Below are 23,561 nucleotides of genomic sequence, written 5' to 3'. Positions count from 1 at the left end.
CGGGACCTACGAGGGAGAGCAGTGGCGCCTGCCCGGCAGGCATCCGGCGCCCAGCCCTGTGCACCGTGAAGACCTGCAGCATTGCGCGACTCTACTGGGTTCATACGACTTTATGCCGCCGCAGCCGCTCACCCGTCCAGCCTCGGTCAGGAGCGTGAGGAGGTAGCGGGCGAGGATGGCGTCGCGGTAGGCCACGCGACGTTCAGCGTCTTGATCTATTTCGCGTCCGGTGGGTGAGGGCACGGGCGAGGAGGGAGGCCAGCACCAGGGCACTGGCCGCCGCACCGGCCTGCAGTGCGCGGGTGCGGTGAGAACGGGAATGTTCAGGTGCGGGAGGCACCGGGGCCTGGTCGTACTCCTCGTCGAGGATCTGGTGGAAGAGGCGTGCCCGCTTCGTCTCCGAGGTGCTCAAACGCACCTGCCGGGCTTCGCGCCAGTAGGCGCGCCCAGGGTGGGCGCTGAACATCTCTCGGGAAATGGCGCGCAGGCGCATCTCCGGAAGTGCCTTCGTCTCGAATGACATCTGCCATTCAGAGATGATCATGTTGATGTCTACGAACGATAGATCAGACGGCCGGCGCGGGCAGCGGCGCCACTTCCCGCCGGAAGAAGTCGAGCAAGGGCTCGCCCTTGGCGAAGAGTTCGGTGATCTCGGCCCCGGCCATCCGGATCACCTTGGGTGTACTGATGCGTTTGGCCCCGCAAGGCGTCCAGTCGGCCAGATAGCGGACCTCATAGAGGACGCGGTCGTCGATGATCACCACCTCGGGCAGCCGGCCGCGGGCTTCCAGCGACGCGAGTTCACCCGCCGGGAGGACGCTCAGCTCGAAGCCCTCTTCCGCGAGCATCCGCAGTGCGTGGAGCTCCCATTGGAGGTAGGGGGTCAGGGGATGCTCGACGACGCGAACGCGCCTGATCTTCAAGCCTTGCCGCCTGTTGCGGCGAGCCTCGGCATGGACCGCTTCCCGATCTTGCTCCAGCAGGTCCAGAGCGCGCCGCCATTTCCCGGAGGCGAAGGCGTGCCAGCTGGGATCATCCGGCTCCCGGAAAGTCTGAGAGCGTTCGAGCTTCCAGATCACGCCCTTGAGACCTGCGGTATGACGGGCGAAATCACCGTGGTAGCCGGCGTGGTCGAGCTCGTCACCCGAGATCTCGCGGATCCGGTCAAGCATCTCGGATATCCGGCTTGGCCGCAGCGAGCAGGCGACCCGAGATGATCACGATGCCTTCGTCGGAGCCGACGCTCACGCCCGGCGGAAGCCGATCATGGTACGCACCGGTGGCATCCCGCCCGATCACGGCGATGTCGCCGTTGTCCAGCTCCCAGATCTCCGGGCAGTCCTGGGTCGTGCGGCTGTCTCCCACCTCGGCGGCCGTCTTCCCCAGCCGTCGCAGGAATCTCGCATCGTGATCGGCTTCCCACGGCCTGGACATGGCATCGCTCACTTCCAGTCGTCGACATCATCGGCAATTTTCCCGCAGCCACGGCGAGGCGACAAGACTTGTCCAAAATGTCTATTGGGTGACAGATCGACCCTATGGGGACAAAATGAGCACCTGCCAATTGCGTGAGGGCGCGCGACAACGATCAACACTTTCACTGGTGAGGCGCCTATCGTCTACAACTGACGTCTCTACCGGGTGCGGAACGGCCGGTTTCGCCGAACCGAAACCCGGGTGCGGGTTGTGGCGGGACTGGCGCATGTCGGCGTCGGGGGTCGTGCGCGCGGCGTCCGGCAGGTGCTCGGCTCGATGCCTCCCGACGGAACCGCCGAGGCCCTGCGCGGCGCAGCTACCTTGCTGGGCTCAGCGTCCGAGGGCCTCTTCGACGGTGCGTGCGGCCATGGTTTCTGGGATGTGCCAGTAGGGGCGGGCTGCGTTGAGCTTGGCGGTCAGGGAATCGACGAGCTGGTGCTCCGGGTAGGGGTAGGGGCCGTTGTTCTTGAAGAGCTGGGAGTAGCGGACGGAGTCGACGATCGCCGACTTGATGCGTTCGTGAGCGAGGTAGGCATCAAGGTCCGGCTGCCAGCCGGTGGTGTAGTCGGACGGCATGGCATCGTGCCAGCGGGTGATCAAGGTGTCCTGCTCCCCCGGCAGGTAGCCCATTTTGTGGATGTGGACGGCAAGGTCGTAGACGGGGTCGCCCCAGAGGGCGAGTTCCCAGTCGAGGAACGTGGTCGCGCCCCGGTCGACGATCATGTTGCGGCGGTGGACGTCGGCGTGGACGCAGGTGAAGGGGCGCGGGGTGAGGCCGCGCCACCGGTCGTCCACCGGCGCGAGGGGGGCGGCGGGAATCTCCAGGGCGGTGAAGAGGTCGGCGTACTCGGCGCTGAAGGTGTCGTACACGCGCTGTGTCAGATCGGACAGGCGGCGCGCGAAGGCGGTCGTGTCGGGGCCGGCGGGCCAGGAGGCCGGGACGTCGGGGAGCTGGGGGACGCGGGTGAGCTGCGTGAACAACCGCACGATGTCGTCCAGCACGTGGGGCGGGACGGGGGTGCCGCGCGGCGCCACGTCGTTGAGGAGGTCGCCGGGGATGAACTCGTGGACCTGGAACGGCGGGTCGGCCGAGGCGTGGAGCAGCCGCGGGGCGTCGCGGACGTGGGGGGCGATGGCGGCGAGAACCCGGTCCTCACGCCATGGCCGCAGGTCCATGATGTCGGCGCCGTGGATCGGTATCCGGACGATGACCGTCCCGTCAGGGGTGTCGATCCGGATGTTGTCGTTGTAGTACCCGGCCGCCGGGTCGTGGTGTGCGCGTGCGCGCTCGTAGAGGTCCTGCCAGTTCATCCGTCCTCCAGCATGGCCGTCACGAGCGCCCGTGCCTGGTCGTCCAAGAATGGCAGCAGGCTCGGCGGGCTGATCTGGGCGCGTGCCCGGTCCGTCACGGTCGTGGTGTGCTCGTCGGCGGCATCGAAGGTGTCCAGCAGGTGACCGGCGACCATGAGCAAGGTCGGGTAGACCTCGGCGGCGACGAGTTCGGCGATGGCCCAGCGGGCGGAGGCCACGGCATCGGCGGCACGTCCCGTCCGGGCGTGGAGGAAGGCGCGGAACAGTTCCGCGCGTGCCCGGCCGGACCGGTAGCGCGCCCGCTCCAGGGCTTCGGCGGCCGTCTGGAACGAGGCCGCCGCCGGAACGTGCTGGCCGAGGCGGGTCTGCGCGATGGCGAGGGCGGTGAACGCCTTGCCCATCTCGTGGTGGGCGCCGAGGTCGGTCTGCGCGTCGATGGCGTCGGCGGCGGCGTCGAGAGCGCGTGACGGGTCGGTCCAGGCGAGCAGCTCGGCGCGGTTGGTCTTGATGTCGGCCTGGCCGATGATGGCGCCCGCCCGCGCGTAGAGTTCCGCGGCCGTGTCCAGGGACCGGGCGGACGAGTCGAGGTCGAACCCGAACCGGTAGCCGAGATGCTGGAGGCGGACCACGTCGCCGCGCAGCACGAGGTCCTCGTCCGGGGCATCGGCGAGTATCTGCTGTGTGATGGACAAGGCGTCGCCGAACCGTCCCTGGCACATGTCCAGGTCCGCCATGCAGAAACCCGCCCGCAACCGGACGGGACCGGAGTGGTGGTTCCACACCTGGTGGAAGAGGCGTTGTGCTTCGCCAGTGGCTCCGGCGATGCGGCGGCCGTGCGCGCCCGCCAGGGCGAGGCGTGCGCCAGGCTCACCGTCCAGCGGCCAGTCGATGGACGGGGTCAGCCGCGTGGCGGCCGCCGCGTCCCCGAGGAGAACCGCCGACTCGGCTTCCAGGCAGCGGGCAGTCTGGGCGAGCTCCGGATCGCCGGACCCCGCGTCCAGGTGGTCTCGGAGGTCTTGGGCCACGCCGTCGACGGCCTGCTTGCCCCCGTGCGTCATCGCCCGGTCGGCGTACATCAGGATGTCCGCGCCGTCGAGGATGCCCGCGTGCAGGCCGCAGTACGCGGCCTCGCGGACGGCACGGGCCCGGATGGCGACGCCGTCCTCGGCGGTGTGGTCGCCGTCGGCGCGGGAGTCCCAGACATCCCGGAGGAGTGCGTGGACGTCCCGGACCGTGTCATGGGACAGCCGGTCGTGCAGCGCCGCGCGCATGAGCTGGTGCAGGCGCCGGCCGTGCGCGCCGGCCGGGTACACGAACGAGTAGGCGGTCAGCGACTCCCAGGCCATCCGGTGCCGGGGCAGGTCGAACTCGTCCGCCACCGCCTGGAAGATCTCATAGTCGAAGATCCGGGCGACGCTCAGCAGTTCGAGCGTGCGGATCTCGTCGGGGGCGACATGGGCCAGGAACCGTTGCAGAATCTCCTCGGACGAGACCGCCGCCGCCTGCCGGGCCGTCGTGCGCGTGTCCACGGCCAGGTGAAGGTAGAAGGGGAGACCCTGGCTGGCGGTCGCGATGGCCTGGCGCGCATCGTGGTCGGTGATGCCGCCGTCCGCGAGGAGCTCCAGCCGGGCCACCATGGGAAGACCGTCCACGCGCTGGTGGTGGATCACCTCCGCCCAGCCGGGCTCGTGGGCCGCCCAGGGCAGCGGTTCACGGCTGGCCAGGACGACCACTCCCCCGTCGAGCTGGGCGATCAAGTCGCGGAGCCAGACGTCCTGGGCCAGCGCCCGGCCGGACCGCGCCGCTGCGGGGGCCAGCGCCTCGTAGGCGTCGACGAAGATGACGTAGGGGCGGTCGGAGCCATCGCGCAGATCCTCGGCGAACAGGTACGTGACCGCGTCGGCGAGTTCGGCGTTGCTGAGGTCGTCCAACTGGCTGAGCGTGTCGTCGGACTTGATCCGGTGCCGCTGCCGCATCCCACTCGTGGCCTTGCCGAGCAGACGCAGCAACCCCACGCCGGTGCCGAACACCGGGACGCCGGCCGCGCCGTCGAGGACCTGGGAGAGGGCTTCGCTCTCGTCCACGAACGGGAGTTCCTTGCTGGAGAGCCGCAGATGCGGGTGGAGCCGCTGCCAGAGGACGGCGTAGGCGATGTCGAAGCGGTCGAACCGCACACCCTGGCGACCGAGTTCGACGCGCAGCACCGCCAGGGCGTCTTCCTGCTGCCGCATCGCGGGCACCTGGAGGTCGACCGTCGCGGCCCGGTGCGTCGCGGCGGTGCGCTGCCTGAGTTCCTGTAAGAGCCGGGACTTGCCGATGCCGCCCACCCCGACCACGTTGAACACGCACGGCGAGCCCTGCCGTGTCCGTTGAACCTCGGCGAACGCGGCCAGCACCGACTCCCGGTTCACGAACGGACGGTGCAGGGCCGCGACCCGCCGAAATCGAGGTTCAAGGGGCATGAACGTCTCCCGGGGAGTCCTGGTGGTTCTCTCCGCCCACTGCGTTGAGGACGGCGAACGGTTCCGCCCCGACGATAACGGGGCCCGGCTGCCGCGTCAGACCCCGCCGAACCTCGTGGCGCGGCTACCTGGCGCACGAGGAACGAACCCATGGGGGTTGGCGGGGTGGTGGTGCCGGGTGGTCAGTGGGTGTTACCGGGGTGGTGCACCTATTCGGAGAGTGCAGTATTCCTCAACTGAGGGGGGACTCCCGTTTCCATACGACGACGACGCCGGCTTTGGGGAGAATCCAGTCGTCAACGCTGATGCTGACGACGCGGGTGTGGTCCATGTCGGGGGTGTAGTCGATGGAGGCGGGTTTGGTGGCGCCGAAGTAGTCGAGGGCTCGGATGCGTTGGATGTCCGGGGCGCCGATGCTGATGGAGTAGGTCGCGCCGAAGGTGGGCTTGGGGACTTCGAAGCTGAGCAGGTTGCCGTCCGCGAGGATCTTGGCGGTGAAGGAGTACTGGACCCATATGCGGGCGGTGTCCTCGAAATCTTCGGTGGGGATGTGCCCCACGAATTCGCGTTCGACGTCGCTGCGGACGAATTCCACGGGTCTGCCGCCGAAGGACAGGGCGTTGAGGGTGAAGGCGTCGTTCCAAGTGTCGTCGTCGAACTCTCCGGTGGAGGGCAGCCGCCACACTGCGCCAACGTCTTCGGCGCGCAGGGCTTCGTCGTAGTCGCCGAAGCGCAGCACGCGGAAGGCGAAGCGGGAGCGGCGGACGTTGGTGGTGTAGTAGGCGAATTGGAAGTAGAGGTTGTAGTAGTCGTGCAAGCGGCCGTGGTCGGTAGCGCGTTCCAGTTCCAGGATCTCGGCGCGGACGACGAGGTTGCGCCAGATCTCGTTGGATTCGAACACTCCGGTGCGAAGTTTACGGGCGATGACTTTGCCGAGTTCGGCGTCGCCCGAGCGTAGCCGGGAGGCGTTCTCGATGACGTGGTCGAGTTCGGCGGGCGAGAGCCGCAGATCGTTGATGCGGGTTCCAGCTGCCATGGATTTCACGACGGCGTAGGTGACGTCGTCCTGCTGTTCGTCGAGGATCTGGCGGACGTGTTCGACGAAGCGGTCTTCGGCGATCTGGTTGAGCAGGACCTGGAAGATGGTCAGGGTGATGCCGACCTGGAACACCGCAGCGCCGATGTCGGCGATCCGGAACTTGGCCCACAGGCTTTGGGCACCGTCGTTCACGACCAGCCGTCCGCCCTCGACGGTGACCTGGGCCGTCTCGGAGGGGGCCAGCACGATCAGCAGGAACCCGGCCAGTGTGGCGACCAGGCCGAGTAGCAGGCCGCGGCTGCGGTACAGATCGCCGAGGGTCCCCACCAAGCTGCGGGACGGCCGCCGCCCGCTGGTGGCGCTCATGCGTCTGCGACCATCGGATCTGGCGGCAGGTAACGGATGACCATCACCTCCGCTGCGGTTTCGAGTCGCAGGTACCGGTCGACGTTGGAATAGCCGATGCGGTCACCGTCCTGGACGAACAGCGCCGACTCGGCGCCCAGGCGCTCGAGGACGAGCGCGCCGACTTCGCAGGCCACGCCGGCCTCGGCGCAGATGTCCTTGACGGTGCGTCCTTGCCGGGCGTACAGGGCCAGCAGGCATTCCAGAGGTGTGAACACGTGCGAGGGCAGATAGGCGCTACAGGTGAAGTCCACCAGGCCGGTGGTGTGTTCGTCCCACCCGCCCCGCGCCAGTGGGAGTTCTCGGTGGCGGCCGGCCATGATGGCCTGTTCGGCGTCGTGGATGGCAGCCCGTCCGCTTCTGACCAGGGTGACGAGCCCGTCGATGCCGAACTCGCGGTAGAGGAGTGCGGCTTGACGGGTGTGATCGAGATAGACCGACCAGAGTTTGTCGCGCTGGGCGCCGTGCCGGCCGTGGACGATGATGTTGCGCAGCGTCGCTCGGTTCAGTACGGCGAGGGCGCCGTAGCAGGTGCCGAGGATCTCGGCGATGCCTTCTTCCAGGCCCATCGCGTAGATCTCGGGATCGACCCGGCCCGTCACGGTGTGCACGACCTCGTGGGCGAACAGGGCCTCGGAGTACAGCGGCCGCAGCCGGTCGCGGCGGAAGTAGACGCCGGGCTCGATGCCGAAGTTCTCCTGGTCTTCGCGGTCGGGCGCGAACGCCGACCATGCGAAGCGGTGGAATGGCTCAGGGAAGACGTCCACGATACTCAGGGAGGTGTCCTGCACGGGCAGCCCGGCCGCCTGGAGCCGTCGCTGGATCGCGGGCCCGCGACGGTCCAGACGCGCGGTCACCGTGTCGTCGGCGACGATGTCGGTGTAATCGGCGGCGGTGATACGGCGTAGGTCGGCGGCGACGAGCCGTGCCGCGGCGCCCTGGTCGGTGCCGATCTCGCCGGAGGGATCCATGCGATCGGCGATTGCGCGCAGGTCGGCGGCGAAGGCCTCCGGCGCCGTACTCTGGTCGTACCGCGCTGACAGTTCGTCGTCGGCGGCGACGGCGGCGACGGCGGCGACGAAACGCTCGATGTTGGCGAAGCGGCAGGGCCGCTGGTAGAGACCGCCGTACAACAGGTCAGAGAAGGTCGTCATGCGCTTCGATCCGGCTTCCTGTGCTCCGGTGGGTGTGGACAGGGAAATCAGGGCTCACCCAACGCTTGGGGCGTGCGTCGGCGCGCCCGTACGGCGTTGGGTGAACCGTGCGTTCCCCGTATCAGCCGCCACCGCCGTTACCGTCGATCCACACGGCTCCTCCTCTCCGATACTCAACTGATGGTTGCGGTCAGTCTGCGAACTTCTTCACTGACCTCGGATTTCAATGCCGGGTCCTGGCCCGGATCGGAGTCTGCCGCGACCCGTTCCCAGCACTTCAGGGCATGACTCGACAGCGCCTCGCAGATATCGGCGGCGTGCTCCCTCAACCGGCGGCTGCTCTCGCCCTGCCCGTGGGTCACCGCTTGGAACAGGGCCGCCTGGCAGGCTCGTTCAACGCGGATATAAGGCTTTAGCACCTCCATAAAGGCTCGGCGCAGTAAGGTCACCGCCGGATCGCTGAACTCGTACTCGATCCGATATCCCTCTTCCCTCAACTCCACGCCCTTTCGCTGGAAGTACCTGGTCAGCGGCGCAGCGGGATAGAGCTCCAGTCTGTTCACCAGTTGCCGGTGAGCGGCCACCCGATGCCGGTGCAGGAACGTGAGGTTCTCTCCGATCGCGTCGAGTGACGACAGCGGCTGGAACATGATGAACCCAAGAGAGAAATCGATGTCGAGACTGCGCAGGGACGAGATGGCGCGTGCCGCCTGGGCATTGGTGGTCTTCTTGGCGAACAGTGCCAGATCGGCTTCGTTGGCCGCCTCGATACCGATGAGAACCCTGCGCAATCCAGCTGCACGCAGCGCCTGGAAGAGGGGTTCGTCGAGTTCGTTGATCCGGCACTCGATCGAGAAGTGAATCCCGCCCGGCAGGGTGTGCAGGAGCCGCGCGAGTTCGTAGGCTCGTTCGTTGCCCTGACCGTCGCCGCCAAAGAAGTCGTCATCGACGAAGCTGACCGCGGTGATCTGGTGCTCCCGGATCAGATTGGTGAGTTCTGCCGCTATATTCGCCGCCGACCGGGCCCGCCATTTAGGAAGGCGGTGATACCGGTTTCCGTAGTTCCCCGACTGACAGAAGGTGCAATGCGCCATGCAACCGCGGCTTGTGCTCACGGTGGCGAGCCCGCTCGGGTAGGGCCCGGGCTCTCGATGGGGGAACGGAAGGGCGTCCAGGTCGGTGACCGGCGGTCGGGGCTCTGCGATCACCGTCCCGCCCCGCCTGTGCGCGAGTCCCTTGATGGTGCCGAAGGACTTCCTCTCCCGCAGGGCATGCCAGAGCTCACCTACAGTTTGTTCGCCCTCATAAAGACACACCGAGTCGAGGGCCGGACAGTCCTGCAGAACACGCTGCCAGAGAAACTGCACCCCCTGACCACCGAGGACGATATGAGCCGCAGGAGCAACACTCCGGAGTGAAGCGGTCAACTCCAGCGCCGCAGGTATCTGGCGCGTGAAGAGCACCCCGATACCGATCAATCGTGCGCCCCAAGCCCATTCGTTGACCGGACTTGGCGCCTCGGGCGGGCATTGCTCAACGATCCGGACGTCAGCCCCTTCCACGGCGAGCGCGGCGGCGACCGATCGGAGCCCCAGACTTTCTGCGGAAGTGTACACAGAGGCGTCATAGGCAGGCGAAATGAGGAGCGCGCGATCTTGCATGAGGCTTGAAACCTCTCCTCCATCGCAGCCCTGTCACCAACAGGTAAGCAGTCATCTTACCTGTTCATGCACGCCAGAGCGAGAATTGAGGAAGACCGGGCACAAGCGAATTTCGGTCTGCCCGTTTTTGCCTACTATGCTCGCGTGTGGGCCTTTCTCATACTCCAGCGGTAAGTCGTCAGACGGCCACCGCGTGATCATAGATGTTTGTGAGGGCAACCGAAGGTTGTGCAGCTGTCGGCGCCCTGGACGTCATGCGGGACCTACCGCCTACGCCGGCCAGCCGCCCGACCCGCGCATCATGGAACTGCCCGGCAAGGAACGCATATGGCTTTCGGCCGACTGGTGCGGCCTCGTCCTGCGCGAAGGCATGGCCCTCATCGGCACCCTCCTCGCCCGAGGACGCCAAGACCCCAGGGGGATTTCAAGGTCGCCTGTCTGGGGTGAGCATGCCCTGATGTCCGGATCGACTTTCGTTACGCAGGGTGACATTGAAACGAAGATGACCTTCTGTTCGGGATCATGGGAGTTGTCGAAGCTTCCATCACCCGAACAAGAAGGTCATCGGTGCCAGTCTCGCATGCCCGCTCGGTCCCGTCTCTGGTTACAACCGGCTCACCAGAGACGACGAGAGCCGCAACATCAACAACGCCGTCGTCCTGTTCACCTTACTCACCGTCCCGGCCGGCATCGCCCTGGCGCTCCTCCAAGCGCTCGGCTCCAAGGACCCGTGGCTCTTCGGCACCGTGCTCGCGATATTCGCCGTCCTGACGGGCCTCCTCATGCTCACCCGCCCGGCCCGCCTGGTCCTCCGCAGCATCCGCCACCGCCTGACCACTTGACCCGCACACCCGTCTTTCCACGTTCAACACCCGTCCAACGACGGGACAGCCCCGAGACGAGCCGTCGAAGTCTCCCCTCGGAGCCGGTGCATCTTGCTACGGCCGGTCGAGTGATCCCGCCTTGACCCGCTGAATCAGCCGACTGAACTGGTCACCAGTCACGATCAGCCGCCCACCCTCCGGGTCCTTGGAGTCCCTGACCCCAACTCCCCCGGGCAACGCGGCCAACTCGACACACGCCTCATCGGTCGCGCTTCCGCTGCGGGTGCTCTTGCGCCAGTGGGTCCTCATGAGAAACCTTCCAATGATCTCAACGATCAGGGTCCGGGACGCGTCCTCGCTCGGGGCTCTCGGGGGATACGCGTGGCCGGGTTCGACCTGCTGTCAGGGCAGGTCGTGCGCTCCACGCTTGATGTCGGCAGCCAGCCGGCGGAAGCGCTCGACCTGAAGCGTGATGCGGGGGCCGCTCGGGTCCTTGCTGTCACGCACGCCGACTGCCCGAGGGGAGCGCGCCAGTTCGACACAATCGGAGGTCGCACTGCCGCCGCTGTGGCTCGACTTGCGCCAATTCGTCATCGATGGTTCTCCAGTTCGGCCGCCAGCAGTGCCCGGGACGGGCCGACCGGGGCAGCTATGTCGCTAATACGGTCATACCTTATGGCCACCTCTTCCACATCATGAGGGTCTGTCAGGAAACGCCCCCTCGTCACCGCTTCGGTGTAGGCCAGGTCGCGACCGTCCGCGCTGACGATCTTGAAGGGTCCGTCCAGCCCCGGGTGTGCCCTGTCCTGTCGTTCCACGATCCGGATGCTCACGGACGGATGCTCGCTCAACTCGATGAGGCGAGCGAGTTGTTCGCGCATGAGTTCCGGCGGGCCGATGGGTTGCGCTAGGACCGTCCAATTGAGAATCGCCGTGAGATGCGGAGCGCTGGGCTTGTCGAACACGGCGGCCTGACGGCTGAGCCGCCGGTTCAGGGCGGCCTGCGGGTCCGCTACCGCGTTGCCGGTGAACGTGGCGAGTGCATATTCCGGCGTCTGGAACAGGCCGGGAACGTACAGCGTCTCCCACATGCGAATGCGACTCGCCCGTCCCTCGTACTCCGTGAGCCCGGTGAACCAGTCTCCTTCGTCGCTTGCTCCTGCGAGTGTGACCAGCGACGCGAACATGCCCCGGGTCTGCCACTCCCGATCAATGATCTCCGCGTGCTTTCGAGTGAGCTTGAGCAGGCCGGACTCATATCTGGAAACAGTGGAACGATCGCAGTCCAAAATGTCCGCAAGAGCCTGTCCGCTGAGGCTGTGTGCCTCACGGTATCGGCGCAGGTGCACTGCGATGAAGTGCCAAAGCGAGCGATCCGGGTTCAGTGCGTCGCGCAGAGACATTCATGATCTCTTTCGTTGCGGTTGATTCCGGAACGTAGCGAGCTTAGCTCCATGCAGGCACTCTTGGCATCCGAAGCAACGAACGGTTCAAAGGTCGTAGAGATGTCCTCACTTACCTCCGAAATCCCGACAATCTTCCTAGACCCCGATGATCGCGCGCCGGCGTTGGCGAGAGACTTCGTCGCGGCGCACTTTCGGGAATGGGGCTCCACGGACGACTTCATGGCGCGCTTGGTCGTGTGTGAGCTGGTGACCAACGCGTGGCGGCACGGCGAGGGCCAGATCATCCTTCGTGTCTTCCGCGACGTCCGCGAGGACTTGGCGGTGATCGAGGTATGGGACCAGGGGGACGGACTGCCGGTGGTCGGCCCGGAGGAATTCGAGGCGACCTCGGGGCGCGGCCTGCTGCTGATGTCGCAAGTCGTGCACGACTGGGGAACCCGACCGATCGCGGAAGGCGGGAAGATCGTATGGGCACGGTGCGCCCTGTGAGCGTCCAGGTCGAGCGGCACATCCTGCGGTGGCGGACGTACCGGGGCCGGGCCACGGCGGAAACGTTCCTGAGCCTGCTGGCCGTGGCGCTGGAGCCTCGGGGCTGGCGCCCCATCCGGCTCTATCGCGCGCAGGGGTTCCCGGTGCCCCTGCTGTGGATCTACGCCGGCGGCCCCGACGCTCACGTCGGAAGGAATCATCGTGATGGCCGTTCCGGGCGGCACCTGGGGATACCACGTCGCCGAACGCGGCCGACGCGGCTACCTAGGCCCCTGCGGCGACGCCAAAGCCGCCGCCGAACAGGTCGAAGACCTTCTGAAACACCGCATGTTCCCCGGCACCTGGTAGGCCACACGAGGGACGAACCCATGCGGCGGGCCCAAGGATCGTCCCTCATTGTCGACGGTAACGCGCGGCCCTAGCTGGGGAGTTCGGGCCATCACGTCACCGTCCGCCCCGCCTCTCTGCTTCCCCCCGGGGCAGAGAGGCGGGGCCACTGAGTACACCGCCTGGATGCACCCTGTTGACGGCCAGCGAGGGCGGACCGTCCTCCTGCTGACGCGCGTGGCCCTGCGGACGCCCGTCCAGGCCGCCATCGAGACGCACTGACCACCCGGCAGCAACTGCCCCGTCGCACCGATTCGTTAGGTCCTGGCGAGCCGTCCCGTCACTCTTCGGCACTGACGGCTCGCCACAATCAACTGTGGGCCCCGTGCACTCGGGTTCAGCTTCGTCGGCAACGATCCCGCAGTTCAGCGATGACTGCCTTTTCCTGCGTGTTGAGATCCTCATCGACGGCAGCGACCTGTTCGGCGGCGTAGACAACATCGTCGAGATCACCGGGCTCGGCGTCGACGCGGCGCCATACCTCATCGGGGTCGATGTCGACGACGTTGGCGAGTTGCTCGTCGTCGACCTCATGGTGTTCCCGGGCAAGTCGCGTCAGCCACTGGAACAGCAGGCGCTCGTCCTCAGTGATCTTGCCGTCCGCGTCGATGACGAGCCACGCAACCCATAGCATTAGCCGTGGGTGCTCGGTGCGTCGGATCAGAGTTTCGGCGAGTTCGATCACTCGAGCCTCATTACGGAATACAGACCGAGCGTGGCGCCCCGCGATCATAGTCGTGTAGCGGTTCACAAGAATGGTGAGAGGGATTCCGACGCCAGGAACAGCGAACTTGATGATGTTACGCTGCAAGAGGTGTCGCCCCACAAACGGAAGACTTTTCGCAGCGGCAAGAACCGAACCAGAATAATACTTCTTGAGTACCTGCCGGACCAGGCCGGGTACGAATTTTATCAACCCGCCTCGAGTGGCCTCTCCAGCTTTTATTCCGAATGCTACCCGGATGAGTTTCCACATGTCTTCGGGATCGCTCACGTCGAGGGGTATCCGGTACATCACGGCGATGTCGTGAGCTAGGCGCATTTGCAGTTGGGTGATGTAAGTCAGGTCGACCATAAACGTGATAACACCGGCCGGGACAGTGGCCGGACTGGCGCCGCCCAGGGACCCGATGGTCGCGCTGACCGCCCCGGTGTAGAGGCTGGAACTGATCCCGCCTTCGACCATGGCGTACTTTGCTGCCAGCTGAATCTGCTGCTCGACGATACCGTCCGCAGGCATACCCCTGTACTTCTCCTGGAAGTACTCCCAGGTAGCTTTCTCGGTGTACGATCGCAACCCCTGCGCGCAGAGTTTCGCGAACCAAGCACCCGACTTGATGTCGTCCCCGCTCAGCCCTCTGACAAACTCCTTCAGTTTGGCGCGCTCCTGCTCGACAGCTTCGCGGTGGGCATCGTCATCGCCGGTGTTGGTGATGCCGGAGAGCGCTTTGGCCATAACGGGGTCCTTCCAGATGGTTCAGCGGCCTGCAAGGTCGCCGGATATGGCTGGTCGACGGAAAGAGCGAAGGGATCTCTCGATGCCTTCCCCTATAGATGCACCGGTGGGGCGGCAATAACTTCGGGGCGTGATGTCGCTGATCCATCGCGCGACAGCGCCGATGCGGGCTCGGATACTCACCAGTTCTTCTGCAGCCGGCACCGGCTCAAGACTCAATGCTCACGGCATCGTCCGACGGAATAGGCCCATCCCAGCCAGACGCACGGAGCCGCTCAGCGAACACCGCATGCGCCTGCCGGTACTCGGCTTCCCGATCGGCCTTGTAGAAGGGCGCCTCATATCCGTCTGGTACAGGTGTGTTCTCGGGATCTTCTTGGTACGCCTCGAACTGCACCCAGGTTTGCTTGGTCTGACGCTGGCCAATTGTGCGAGCGTAGCTGGCCAACTTCCAGCCGCCCGCGTCGAACCAAGAAGCCGCCTCGAACTTTTGAAGGACGGGGAAGCGTCCTCGATAAGCAGCAATCAGAGCTTCGGCATCCATGCCCAGCCACACTGCCACCAAGGCATCGATCTCCACTAGCACCGAGCGTCGGGCGCGTTCCGTCCTTAGTGGCGTATCAACGCACCAGTCAGATGACTCATTGTGGAGCGGCTCGAGGCCAGGCCATTCGCAAGCCCAGGTCTCGGACATCCACGCGGGATCGTACAGCTTCGCCCACAACTCAGCGTAGGCGCTAGTGAGGCAGTTCAGACGCAAAGTCCGCAGCAACAGGGCCGAGGCCAAGGGATGCTCGACTTCAGGCGCAGGGATGGCGCGGGCGGCCGTGGAGCCCAGGTTGGTACGGCCAGTTGCTCGGAGGAAGTAGTCGATCGGGACAGCGGAACAGAATCCCACGACCAGTGCTGTAGTTACGTCATCTGCCATTGCAAGACTATGCACGCCGTCTATATGGGCAACACCAGGAGGAACGAGTGCCGCATATAGAGCACGCTCACTATTCTGAGATATCATTTTGCGCCACGCCATCCGCGTGAACTCTGTGTACGGTCGCCGGGGCAGACCGTCACCCATTGCAGCCTGTCGCCCCACGGCGCCGTAATCAATCCACTGGTCCTGAGCCGCTACATACCCTGATTCATTGCCCTTCGCCGGCAAGTATGCAGTGTCAGGGACAGCATCAGCATCCAACTCGACCAGGTCGATTCCATAGGGGTCATTACTGTTCGCATCATGACGCTTGAACACTGGAGTAGAGACCCCAATCTGAGTTCCCTTCAATATCACCTCCTTCCACGAAGAAGGCTGATATGATTGACGGTTATACTCAATAAGATTGGCCTTTTTAGACTCACTCTCGTGGTAGCCGAGGGATATCTGCGGGTTTAGCTGCCCTAGCCGCACAGGATAGTTAGCGAGGGCTGCGATCGCTGCTGCTTCTGCGATCGTTACCGGAAACAGAAGCCGTGCTTGTTCGACCGGAACATCATGATCTCCTAGAAGCCGCCGCCATACAGCGAGCAACTCTTCGTCTACTCTGATGACCCGTGACTTGTGCGGACGCACGTCAAACTCAGCGTTGCGATACCGGACCCCCGGCGTGTCACCAGATCCATCATGATTATGCGAGTTCACGAAGGCGTCAGTTGACACCAGCCAAGAGAGATGATCAAAACATATTTTTTTGGATTTGCCATATACATGCACTCCAAAGTGAGTAGCATGCCCGACCGGCTCAGGAAAGAACCTCTGCCCCGCATTGACAAAGTCACCGTGCATTCGAAGGCGACGATAGGCCGCAGCGCGCAGGGAACTAGATTTGTCGCCAGTAAGATGCGAATCAGAATGCAAAAGCCCACAAACACCATTCAGAGAGGTATGGGTCCACACTTGGCACATGAACGCCCGATACAGGTCGGGTTGCGTCTTAACAAGCAACGGGTAAGTCGCACCAGACCCCAGGAATTCCCCGGCGCCCGCATTGGCAGAAATCTCACCAATTACATAAGACCACACGGTTTTGGCGTCTAGAAGCTTCGCCTTCCTCTCTCGCCATTCCTCTACGGTCGGCTTATCAACGAGCTTGAACCAAGGCTCTACTTCGGCCAGGACAGCTCCCTCCTGCCAAGTTGGCTGAACCCACGGGGGATTGCCTACCTGAAGGTCGAAGCCGCCTTCCTTGAAGACCTGGACGAACTGGAGTTCCCAGTGGAAGAAGCCCTGGTCCTCGATGACCTCCTCCACTACGTCGAGCCAGGGAAAGCGTTGGCTGAGGCGGAGGTCACTATCCATCCCCGTCCAACTCGGAAGTTGGTTCTCGTACTCCTCCAGTTCCGCGAGACCACTGAAGTGGTGGGCAAGGGAGTCTTTCGGGACGTCCGCGCGGCCGAGGACGGCTTCAGCGAAGTCGAGCCAGTCGTCCAGGTTGGCCAGAGGGATAACGCGGCGAACCTCGTCCAGGCTGGGCTTGCGTCCCTTCGTCTTCTTCCACTTGGCACCGCCGCCGGTGGCGACCTTGGCTTCGGTGACGGCGCCTGCGAGGTCAAGTTGCTCGGGCTGCGTACCGAAGAGTGAGTCGGTCACGTAGACCTGGGAGAGCCCAGTGTTCTCAGGCTGGGCCGCAGCGCGGTCCTCATCTTCCGAAATGATGTGGACGGGCTCCAGTATGTCCGTCGTGGTGCCGTAGACGTCGGCGGTGCCGTCCAATAGACCGGCCTTGTCGAGGGGCCAGAACCAGAGAGCGCACCAGGCGTCCATGACCGTCTTCAACCGCCAGTACGGCGTACCGGGTGCGGTGAGGTCCGCGTAGACCTTCTCCTTGGGGATGGCGTGTTCCGGCTGGTCGATCCAGTCGGCGCCCCACACGTCGATCGCGCGGCTGATCTCGCGTTCGGAGATGGTGAGGCGCTGGATGACCAGTTCCCACAGGTACTCGGCACGCTTGGACAACGCCTGGAGGCGCTTGAGCTGGGAGGTCTTGCGGCCCTTGTCGGAGACCTTCGCCCTCATCTTCCTGCGCCAGGCGGCGAGTTGCTTGGCCTGCTCAGGCGCGAGGTTCTTGGCCTCCTTCGCCCCGGCCACGGCGCCCCAGCCTTCGGCAGGCACCAGGAAGTGGTGGACCTTGCCGGACGGGATCTCACCTTCCCGAAACGGGATCTCCTCCGGGGCTTCCTTCAGCCACGTGCCCTTGGTGAGCTGCGCCGCGTCGTACACCTTGCGGCCTGCGCCGATCAACGAGTTGCCGCGCCGCAGGTGCAGGCCGAACCACGGGGCCTGGAGGCCGGGGTGCATGACGTTCAGCCACAGCGACACCTCGGCCAGCTCGATAGCCGTGTCGTTGAGGTCGACACCGTACGAGTTGTGCAGCGCGATGTACGCCTTGGCCCGCTGCAACTCCTCCTCGTACTTCTCCGGGTCGATGTCCTGGCCGAGTTCCTTCTGACGACGCTTCAGGTACTCGGCGGCGACCTGGTTGATGGCCTCGTTGAGGAACGCGCCCGACCCAAGTGCAGGCTCGCAGATCTTCCAGCCGAGGATCTCGCGGGCCGTCGTGGTCGTCCCGTCCTGGTCGAGTCGATGCTTCAACGCGAGCTGGACCGTGACCTGTGTCAGCGACTCGGGCGTGTAGTACGACGCCGACGTCTCGCGGTCGCGGCCGGCGAGGCGATAGACGAACGAACCCTTCTCATACCGGAGGAACTCTTCCTCGCCGTGAAGGTGGTCGTCGTCGCTGCGGCGCACGAAGACGTCCTGCGGGTAGTCGTCGCCCTTGGAGGCGGGGATCATCCACGAGCCGTCCTTCGGATCGCCGTTCTTCGCGACCTCGTACAGGTCCTCGCTCGCGATGAACCCTGTGTACGACATCAGCCCCTCGTACACCGCGCCCAGCTGGTTGATGCCGAGCTGCGCGTACGAGATGAACCCGCCGCGCTCCTTGCGCCGTCCCTTGGTGAGCATGAGGCGGCGCAGCACCCGGTGCAGCGTCTCGTTGCGGAGGCGCGTGTCGATGGCGCGCTCGTCCTCGTCGTCGTCCACGGAGATGGAGCCGATGAGCTTCACCGAGTCCGGCTCGAACAGGTCGGAGCGGAGGGGCTCGAAGCGCAGGCCCTCGCCGTCCGGGCCTTCCTCGGTGCGGGTGGTGCGGGGTCGGTACCCCTTGTTGACCATCCGGAACAGCAGGTCGAGCGACTCGTACAGGTGGAACGAGTTGCGGGCCTGCTCGCCAGTGAGGTCGCGCACCACCAGGTCGCCGAGGCGGGCGAGTCCATACCCCTTCACGTAGTCCTGGTCGTTGGTGGGGAGGATGCCGAGTTCGGGACGGGCCTCCGCGTACAGCAGGAACAGGATCCGGTACAGGTACCGCAGCGACTCGCGGCCGAGCTGGGCGGCCAGCTCGCGCGACTCCATGACGTCCTCGGGGTCGACGCCCTGCTCGCGGATGCGGTTGAGGACCTCGTTGGCGATGAGCTCGACGGATTCCTTGAGCCCGTCCCGCAGCTCCTTCGAGACGCCGACCGCGTGGTTGCGGGAGCTGGTGAGGAGTTCGGCGAGCGGCTCGTCCCCGCCCTCGGCCGGGGGCAGCAGCGAGTCGGCGCCGAAGAGGGCGGCGATGACTTCCAGCTCGGCGTTGTCGTTGCGGCCGAGTGCGACGTCCAGGCTGACGGCGATGTACCGGCCCTCGCCCCAGCTCGCGCGGTCGGCCAGGACCATCACGCCGCCGGCGAGGATCAGCACGTAGCGGGGCGGCTCGTCGGTGGCGAACAGCCAGGCCGCGAGCTTCGCCGCGTCCTCGATCCGCTCGTTGGGGGCGAGCTGCAGCGGGTGGAGCAGGGTGGTGTCCATCGCGGCGTCCACGTCGGTCGCCCAGCCGCATTCGATGGCGATGAGGTGCGCGTCGGCGTAGGCGACCTGGACCGTGTGCTCCTCGTCCGTCCGCCGGACGGTCAGTGCGCGCGGCTCCGCCTCGTACCCGAGGGCGCGCAGGATCGTGCCGTGCAGCTCGCCGAGCTTCTTCCGCCATTCCGGCAGGTCGTCCGGGACGAACTCCTCCGCGCGGAGTTGCTCGTCGAAGTCGGCGAAGTACTTGCGGTCGGCGAAGTACGGCTTGCCGAGGGCGCGCAGCCCGCGGCGCGGGGTGACGCGGCCGTCCTTCTCCTCGTCCGTCCAGCGGGCGTGGAGTCCTCGTTTGACGTCCTTCGGCAGCACCTCGGCGAGGTAGTGCGCCGAGAAGTAGTCGCCGCGGTTGACCAGCGAGTCGGGCCTCACTGCGTGGCCTCCTGGGGGACGAGGACGGCGAGGACCCGCAGCAGCGGCTCCCCGGTGGTCTGCAGGGAATCGAGCAGGCGCTGCTGCCGGTCGACGGTGTCGCCCACGCGCTCCTCCTGCTTCTTGCGCTGGGTGGCGTGGGTGCCGTCGAGGGTGAGTTGCCGCCACGACTCCAGGTGGTCGCGGTAGTCGTTGAGCGGCGCGACGATCTCGGCGTCGTGGCGGGCGCGTTCTTCTTCAAGGTGGCGGCGCGCGGTGGCGACGGCGTCCGGGACGCGGGCGGTGAGCGGGGCGAGGTCGATGGGGCGGCCCGTGTTCGTCATGTCGGGTCCGACGCCGGCGGCCGCCAGGAAGTCGGGCATCTTGCCGGGCAGCACCCGGCCGGACGCGACCGCCATCCACTCCACGACGGTCGGCTGGCCGAAGTGGTTCGAGTACACGCCCTGCACGAGGTACGTCGGCTCGTCCACCTTCGCCACGATGACGGGCGCGGTCTGGCGGCCGAGCTGGACCAGCACCTTGTCCGTCACCCAGTCCACGAGGGGATGCAAGTCGGAAAGGTAGGCGATGTCGGGCCACAGGGTCTTCTTGTCGCGGGCCTCGGCGAGCTTCCGCTTGGCGAGGTCCACGTCGAACGTGACCTTCATGCGCTTCTTGACGTCGTGCGTCCGCAGGTAGTCGGCGGGAAGCGCGGACAGCCGGTGCACGAGGTCCTTCGGCGGGGCGAAGGCGAGTAGGGCGCCGTCGTCCTCCAGGCCGGGCAGCAGGTTCAAAGTGTCGACGGCCTCGCCGACGAACTCGCGCGTGTCCGCGAACAGGCGGGGGACGTCCGCGCGGGCCGGGGCGCCCTCGCTGACCTGGCCCTCGACAGGGCCGAGCAGGTCGCCGAGCAGGTCGTCGATGGGGACGTCCGGGACCGACTCCTCGACGGTCTTGCCGTTGAGGAGGTCCTGGATGAGCCGCCGCTCCTCGGCCTCCGGCCGGTACTCGCCGGTGATGGCCTCGGCGGTGCCGAAGGCGCGGTGCGCGGTCTCCTCCTTCTCCAGCAGCTTCGCCGAGACCGTCCGGTCGTCCTTGGCGCCGTCGACGCGGGAGGTCAGGAGGAGCGCGGAGAACTGGGGCTGGTGCTTCTGCCCATAGCGGTCGATGCGTCCGTTGCGCTGCTCGATCCGGATGAGGCTCCACGGCACGTCGTAGTGGATCAGGTGGTGGCACTGGCGGTGCAGGTTGACGCCCTCGGACGTGACATCGGTCGTGATCAGCAGCCGGACGTCGCTGCCGCTCAGCCCGAACCGCTCGATGATGTCCATCTGCTGCTGGTCGGTCATGCCGCTGCCGAGCATCTTGTCGACGGCCTTGGCGGGCAGCTTCAACCGCTTCGGCAGGACGTCCGCGAGCCAGTTCACCGTCTCGACGCTCTCGGAGAACACCACGACGCGGTTGCCGTCCCGGACGCCGATCTTCTCCAGTTCGGTGACGAGCGCGTCCAGCTTGGACGAGTCCTTGTCGGTGATCTGGTCGGCCAGGTCCTTCAGGGTGGTGAGGGCCCTTATCTCTCGTTCTTCCTTGGCGTTGCGCAGGCGGTTCGCGACCGTGCTCTGCAGCGCGCGGTGCGACGACAGGAACGCCTTCAGCAGCGTGTACGGGAACAGGCGGTTGCGGGAGTCGACGACCAGGCCGCCGGTGCGTTCGTCCCCCGCCAGCCAGACCTGGGTCAGCTCCTCGAAGACCTTCTCCTCCGCATCGCCGGCCCGGCAGGTGATCGGGACGGACGGCCCGCGGTCCGGCCACTTGGCGCCCATCTGGTCCCGGACCTCCGGGCTGATCTTCGTGCGCCTGATGTAGAGGTGGTCGATCTGCTTCGCCTCGTACTGCTCCTCGTCCACGATCGCGGCGGGGTCGAGCATCTGGATCAGCTCGGCGAACGACTTGGCCTTGCCGTTGTGCGGGGTGGCGCTGGCGAGGAGCAGCGCGTCCGTCCGGCGGGCCAGCAGCTTCGCCAGCCGGTTGCGGAGCGTGCTCTCCCCGATCAGGTTGTGCGACTCGTCGATGACGACCGCGTCCCAGTGCATGTGCTCCAGGTGCTGGCCGTACTTGCCCTCGTTCTTCAGCGTGTCGACCGACACGATGATGCGCTTGTAGTGCGTGAACGGGTTGCGTCCGGCGGGAAGCTCCTGCTGGATGCGCTCGATGCCGACCGAGTCGAGGCGGATCAGCGGGATCGCGAACCGCGTCCACAGCTCCCGCTGGAACTGCTCCAGGACCTGCTGCGGGGTGACGACCAGGATCCGCTCGCCGCGCCCGCGCCGGATCAGCTCCGCCAGGATGAGGCCGATCTCCAGGGTCTTGCCGAGGCCCACCACGTCCGCGATGAGCAGCCGGGGCCGGACGCCGCGCAACGCCAGTTCGGCGGGACGTTGCTGGTAGACGAGCGGGTCCAGGAGGAAGCGGTCGGGCAGTGCCAGGCCGCGATCCGTCTGGGGCAGGGGCGTGCGGCGCAGGACCGCTTCGAGGAAGAGGCGGCTCTTGGCGAACCGCGGCGTGCCGTCCTGCTCCAGGACGGTCTCCTCCGGGCGGAGCAGGCTCACCTTCTCCAGGTCGGTGAAGAACACCGCCTCCTCGTCCCGGACGAACTCCGACGCGCCCACCGCCGTGATCTTGTGCCCGTCCGCCACGGGCACGCAGGTGCGGACGATCCACTCCGCGTCCCGAACCTCGATGCGGGCGCCGGGCGGGTAGGAGGTGTCGGTCACTGTGTCTCTCTCAGAAGGGGGCGGTCACGGCGTAGGCGGTGCGGAGGCGGTCGGCGAGGCGCGCCACCACCGAGCCCGGCGGCGCGACCTGCGACAGGTCGACGGGGCGCGGCCGGGGCGGCGGGACGTCCTCGGGGTCGGACTCGCGCTCCACATAGGTTGCCAGCGTCAGCGCCCGGATCGCCGCCGGCAGCACCCCGCCGCACAGCGCCTCCAGCGCCTCCCGCGCCTTCGCCACCGTGGGCCTGGCGTGCGGGTCGTGGGCCAGCATCGCGGCGACCGGGCCGGTGAACGCGTCCGGCAGCCCGGTGATGTCGGGCGGAGCGTCCGCGGAGATGATCTTCGCCATGAGCGCCACGACGGTGTCGCCCTTGTAGGGGTAGTGGCCGGTAAGCGCGTAGAGGAGGGTCGCGCCGAGCGAGTGCACGTCCGCCGCCGCAGTGATCTGCTTGGGCGTGACGGCCTGCTCCGGCGCCATGCACGCCGGCGTGCCGAGCGTCGCCGCGGACGTCGTCAGGTCGGTGGGGCCCTCTGCGAACGCGACGAGGCCCAGGTCGATGACCATCGGGCCGTCGCGTCCGAGGATGACGTTGGCGGGCTTCAGGTCGCGGTGCAGCAGCCCGGCCGCGTGGACGTCGCGCAGCGCGTCCGCCAGCAGGACGCCGAAGGCCGCCGCGTGCTCGACGCTCAGCGGGCCGCGCTCGCTCACGAACTCCTTGAGCGTGAGGCCCCGCACGAACTCCATCGCCAGCCACGGCTGCTCGTCGTCGGCGTCGGACGCGTCGACCAGGGAGGCGATGTGCGCACCCTGGACGGTGCGGAGCGCCTCCGTCTCGCGGGCGAAACGCTCGCGGACCTCGTCCCGGTCGATGAGATCCGCGCGGATCACCTTCACCGCGACCTGCTCGCGGTCGTCGGTGACGCCGTAGTAGACGCGCCCCATGCCGCCGAAGCCGAGCCGCCCGCGCAGCGTGATGCGGCCGCCGATCCGCGTGGGATCAGACCGGTCCAACGCCTCCACGCTCACCCGCCCCGTCATCGCCGCTCGCCGTCCACGTCGGCGTTCGTCCGGGCAGGTTAGCCCGTGAAGCGACGTGATCGGCAGACACCATCAAGATCACTTTAGAACCGGGCACACCCGGCATTGCGCTGTGCGTCGATGTATACAGTAGCTTGTCTGTTGACTCAATACACACGGCCGGAAGTGGACGTCGACGAGCCTGTCGACGGCGACACCGCCCCTGCCAGGTAGACGGCCAAGGAGGCCCACCCGTTGACGCACCGCCCCCGTCCGTCCCGCAGATCCGCTGGGATCGCCTTGACAGCATCGCGAAGCAGCTGCACACGCAGGTGCGGATCAACTCGGCGGACCCTGGCACGGGTACCTTCGTCACCGTGCCCGGCGCGGTTCGGGGACGCTGTGGGTTCCGGTCACCGCGATCGCGAAGTGGGCGAATCGGCTGACGCGATGC

The 23,561-nt window shown here is 66.3% G+C and carries 17 protein-coding genes; 2 read left to right on the top strand and 15 right to left on the bottom strand.

Annotated elements, in window-relative coordinates; translation table 11 throughout:
- Positions 1-202: 202 nt before the first annotated feature.
- The 11 genes from AL2_RS17520 to AL2_RS17475 form a co-directional block, all read right to left on the bottom strand.
- The gene (locus tag AL2_RS17520) at positions 203-544 is read right to left on the bottom strand and encodes a DUF6082 family protein (RefSeq protein WP_067634905.1); all 342 of its coding nucleotides are present in this window, start codon (positions 542-544) and stop codon (positions 203-205) included.
- 22 nt (positions 545-566) lie between these two features.
- Entirely contained in the window at positions 567-1,172 is a 606-nt protein-coding gene (locus tag AL2_RS17515) for a DUF6879 family protein (protein WP_067634904.1), read from the bottom strand.
- A complete protein-coding gene (locus tag AL2_RS17510; protein ID WP_067634985.1) occupies positions 1,165-1,434 on the bottom strand; it encodes a hypothetical protein in 270 nt (89 codons plus the stop codon). The genes AL2_RS17515 and AL2_RS17510 overlap by 8 nt, the downstream gene beginning before the upstream one ends.
- 372 nt (positions 1,435-1,806) lie before the next feature.
- On the bottom strand, positions 1,807-2,787 hold the full coding sequence (locus AL2_RS17505) for a phosphotransferase family protein (protein ID WP_067634903.1): 981 nt from the start codon (positions 2,785-2,787) through the stop codon (positions 1,807-1,809).
- A complete protein-coding gene (locus AL2_RS17500) occupies positions 2,784-5,249 on the bottom strand; it encodes an AAA family ATPase (RefSeq protein WP_157438206.1) in 2,466 nt (821 codons plus the stop codon). Before AL2_RS17500 ends, AL2_RS17505 begins: the two co-directional genes overlap by 4 nt.
- A 232-nt stretch (positions 5,250-5,481) precedes the next feature.
- Positions 5,482-6,654 carry a hypothetical protein gene (locus AL2_RS17495; protein WP_067634901.1) on the bottom strand — a complete coding sequence of 391 codons (1,173 nt, stop codon included), beginning with the start codon at positions 6,652-6,654 and terminating at the stop codon, positions 5,482-5,484.
- Entirely contained in the window at positions 6,651-7,847 is a 1,197-nt protein-coding gene (locus tag AL2_RS17490; protein ID WP_067634900.1) for a hypothetical protein, read from the bottom strand. The genes AL2_RS17495 and AL2_RS17490 overlap by 4 nt, the downstream gene beginning before the upstream one ends.
- A gap of 173 nt (positions 7,848-8,020) precedes the next feature.
- Positions 8,021-9,508: a B12-binding domain-containing radical SAM protein gene (locus AL2_RS17485; protein WP_083946615.1), complete on the bottom strand. Its 1,488-nt coding sequence runs from the start codon at positions 9,506-9,508 to the stop codon at positions 8,021-8,023.
- 938 nt (positions 9,509-10,446) lie between these two features.
- Complete coding sequence (locus AL2_RS17480) at positions 10,447-10,641, bottom strand: DUF397 domain-containing protein (protein WP_067634898.1); 195 nt, start codon at positions 10,639-10,641, stop codon at positions 10,447-10,449.
- A 93-nt stretch (positions 10,642-10,734) separates the two neighbouring features.
- Complete coding sequence (locus AL2_RS36425) at positions 10,735-10,926, bottom strand: DUF397 domain-containing protein (RefSeq protein ID WP_083946614.1); 192 nt, start codon at positions 10,924-10,926, stop codon at positions 10,735-10,737.
- Positions 10,923-11,735: a helix-turn-helix domain-containing protein gene (locus tag AL2_RS17475; RefSeq protein ID WP_067634897.1), complete on the bottom strand. Its 813-nt coding sequence runs from the start codon at positions 11,733-11,735 to the stop codon at positions 10,923-10,925. Before AL2_RS17475 ends, AL2_RS36425 begins: the two co-directional genes overlap by 4 nt.
- A 51-nt stretch (positions 11,736-11,786) precedes the next feature.
- Here AL2_RS17475 and AL2_RS17470 point away from each other — a divergent pair, with 51 nt between their 5' ends.
- Positions 11,787-12,227 carry an ATP-binding protein gene (locus tag AL2_RS17470; RefSeq protein ID WP_083946613.1) on the top strand — a complete coding sequence of 147 codons (441 nt, stop codon included), beginning with the start codon at positions 11,787-11,789 and terminating at the stop codon, positions 12,225-12,227.
- 201 nt (positions 12,228-12,428) lie between these two features.
- Positions 12,429-12,575, top strand: coding sequence for a hypothetical protein (locus AL2_RS37525; RefSeq protein ID WP_157438205.1), 147 nt, complete (start codon positions 12,429-12,431; stop codon positions 12,573-12,575).
- Positions 12,576-12,951: 376 nt separating this feature from the next.
- Here the strand turns inward: AL2_RS37525 and AL2_RS17465 are convergent, their stop codons facing one another.
- From AL2_RS17465 to AL2_RS17450, 4 genes are all read right to left on the bottom strand, one after another.
- Positions 12,952-14,070: a TerB family tellurite resistance protein gene (locus AL2_RS17465; RefSeq protein WP_067634895.1), complete on the bottom strand. Its 1,119-nt coding sequence runs from the start codon at positions 14,068-14,070 to the stop codon at positions 12,952-12,954.
- Positions 14,071-14,278: 208 nt separating this feature from the next.
- Positions 14,279-19,336 (bottom strand): restriction endonuclease, encoded by a 5,058-nt coding sequence (locus AL2_RS17460; RefSeq protein WP_067634894.1) that lies wholly within the window; start codon positions 19,334-19,336, stop codon positions 14,279-14,281.
- Positions 19,333-22,089, bottom strand: a complete 2,757-nt coding sequence (locus AL2_RS17455) for a DEAD/DEAH box helicase (RefSeq protein ID WP_067634893.1) — start codon at positions 22,087-22,089, stop codon at positions 19,333-19,335. Before AL2_RS17455 ends, AL2_RS17460 begins: the two co-directional genes overlap by 4 nt.
- Positions 22,090-22,099: 10 nt before the next feature.
- The gene (locus tag AL2_RS17450; protein WP_168444677.1) at positions 22,100-23,101 is read right to left on the bottom strand and encodes a serine/threonine-protein kinase; all 1,002 of its coding nucleotides are present in this window, start codon (positions 23,099-23,101) and stop codon (positions 22,100-22,102) included.
- Between the last annotated feature and the right edge of the window lie 460 nt (positions 23,102-23,561).

The sequence above is a fragment of the Actinomadura latina NBRC 106108 genome (assembly GCF_001552195.1).
In the GTDB taxonomy this organism is placed as follows: Bacteria; Actinomycetota; Actinomycetes; order Streptosporangiales; family Streptosporangiaceae; genus Spirillospora; species Spirillospora latina.
This window is presented reverse-complemented; position numbering and strand designations above follow the sequence as displayed.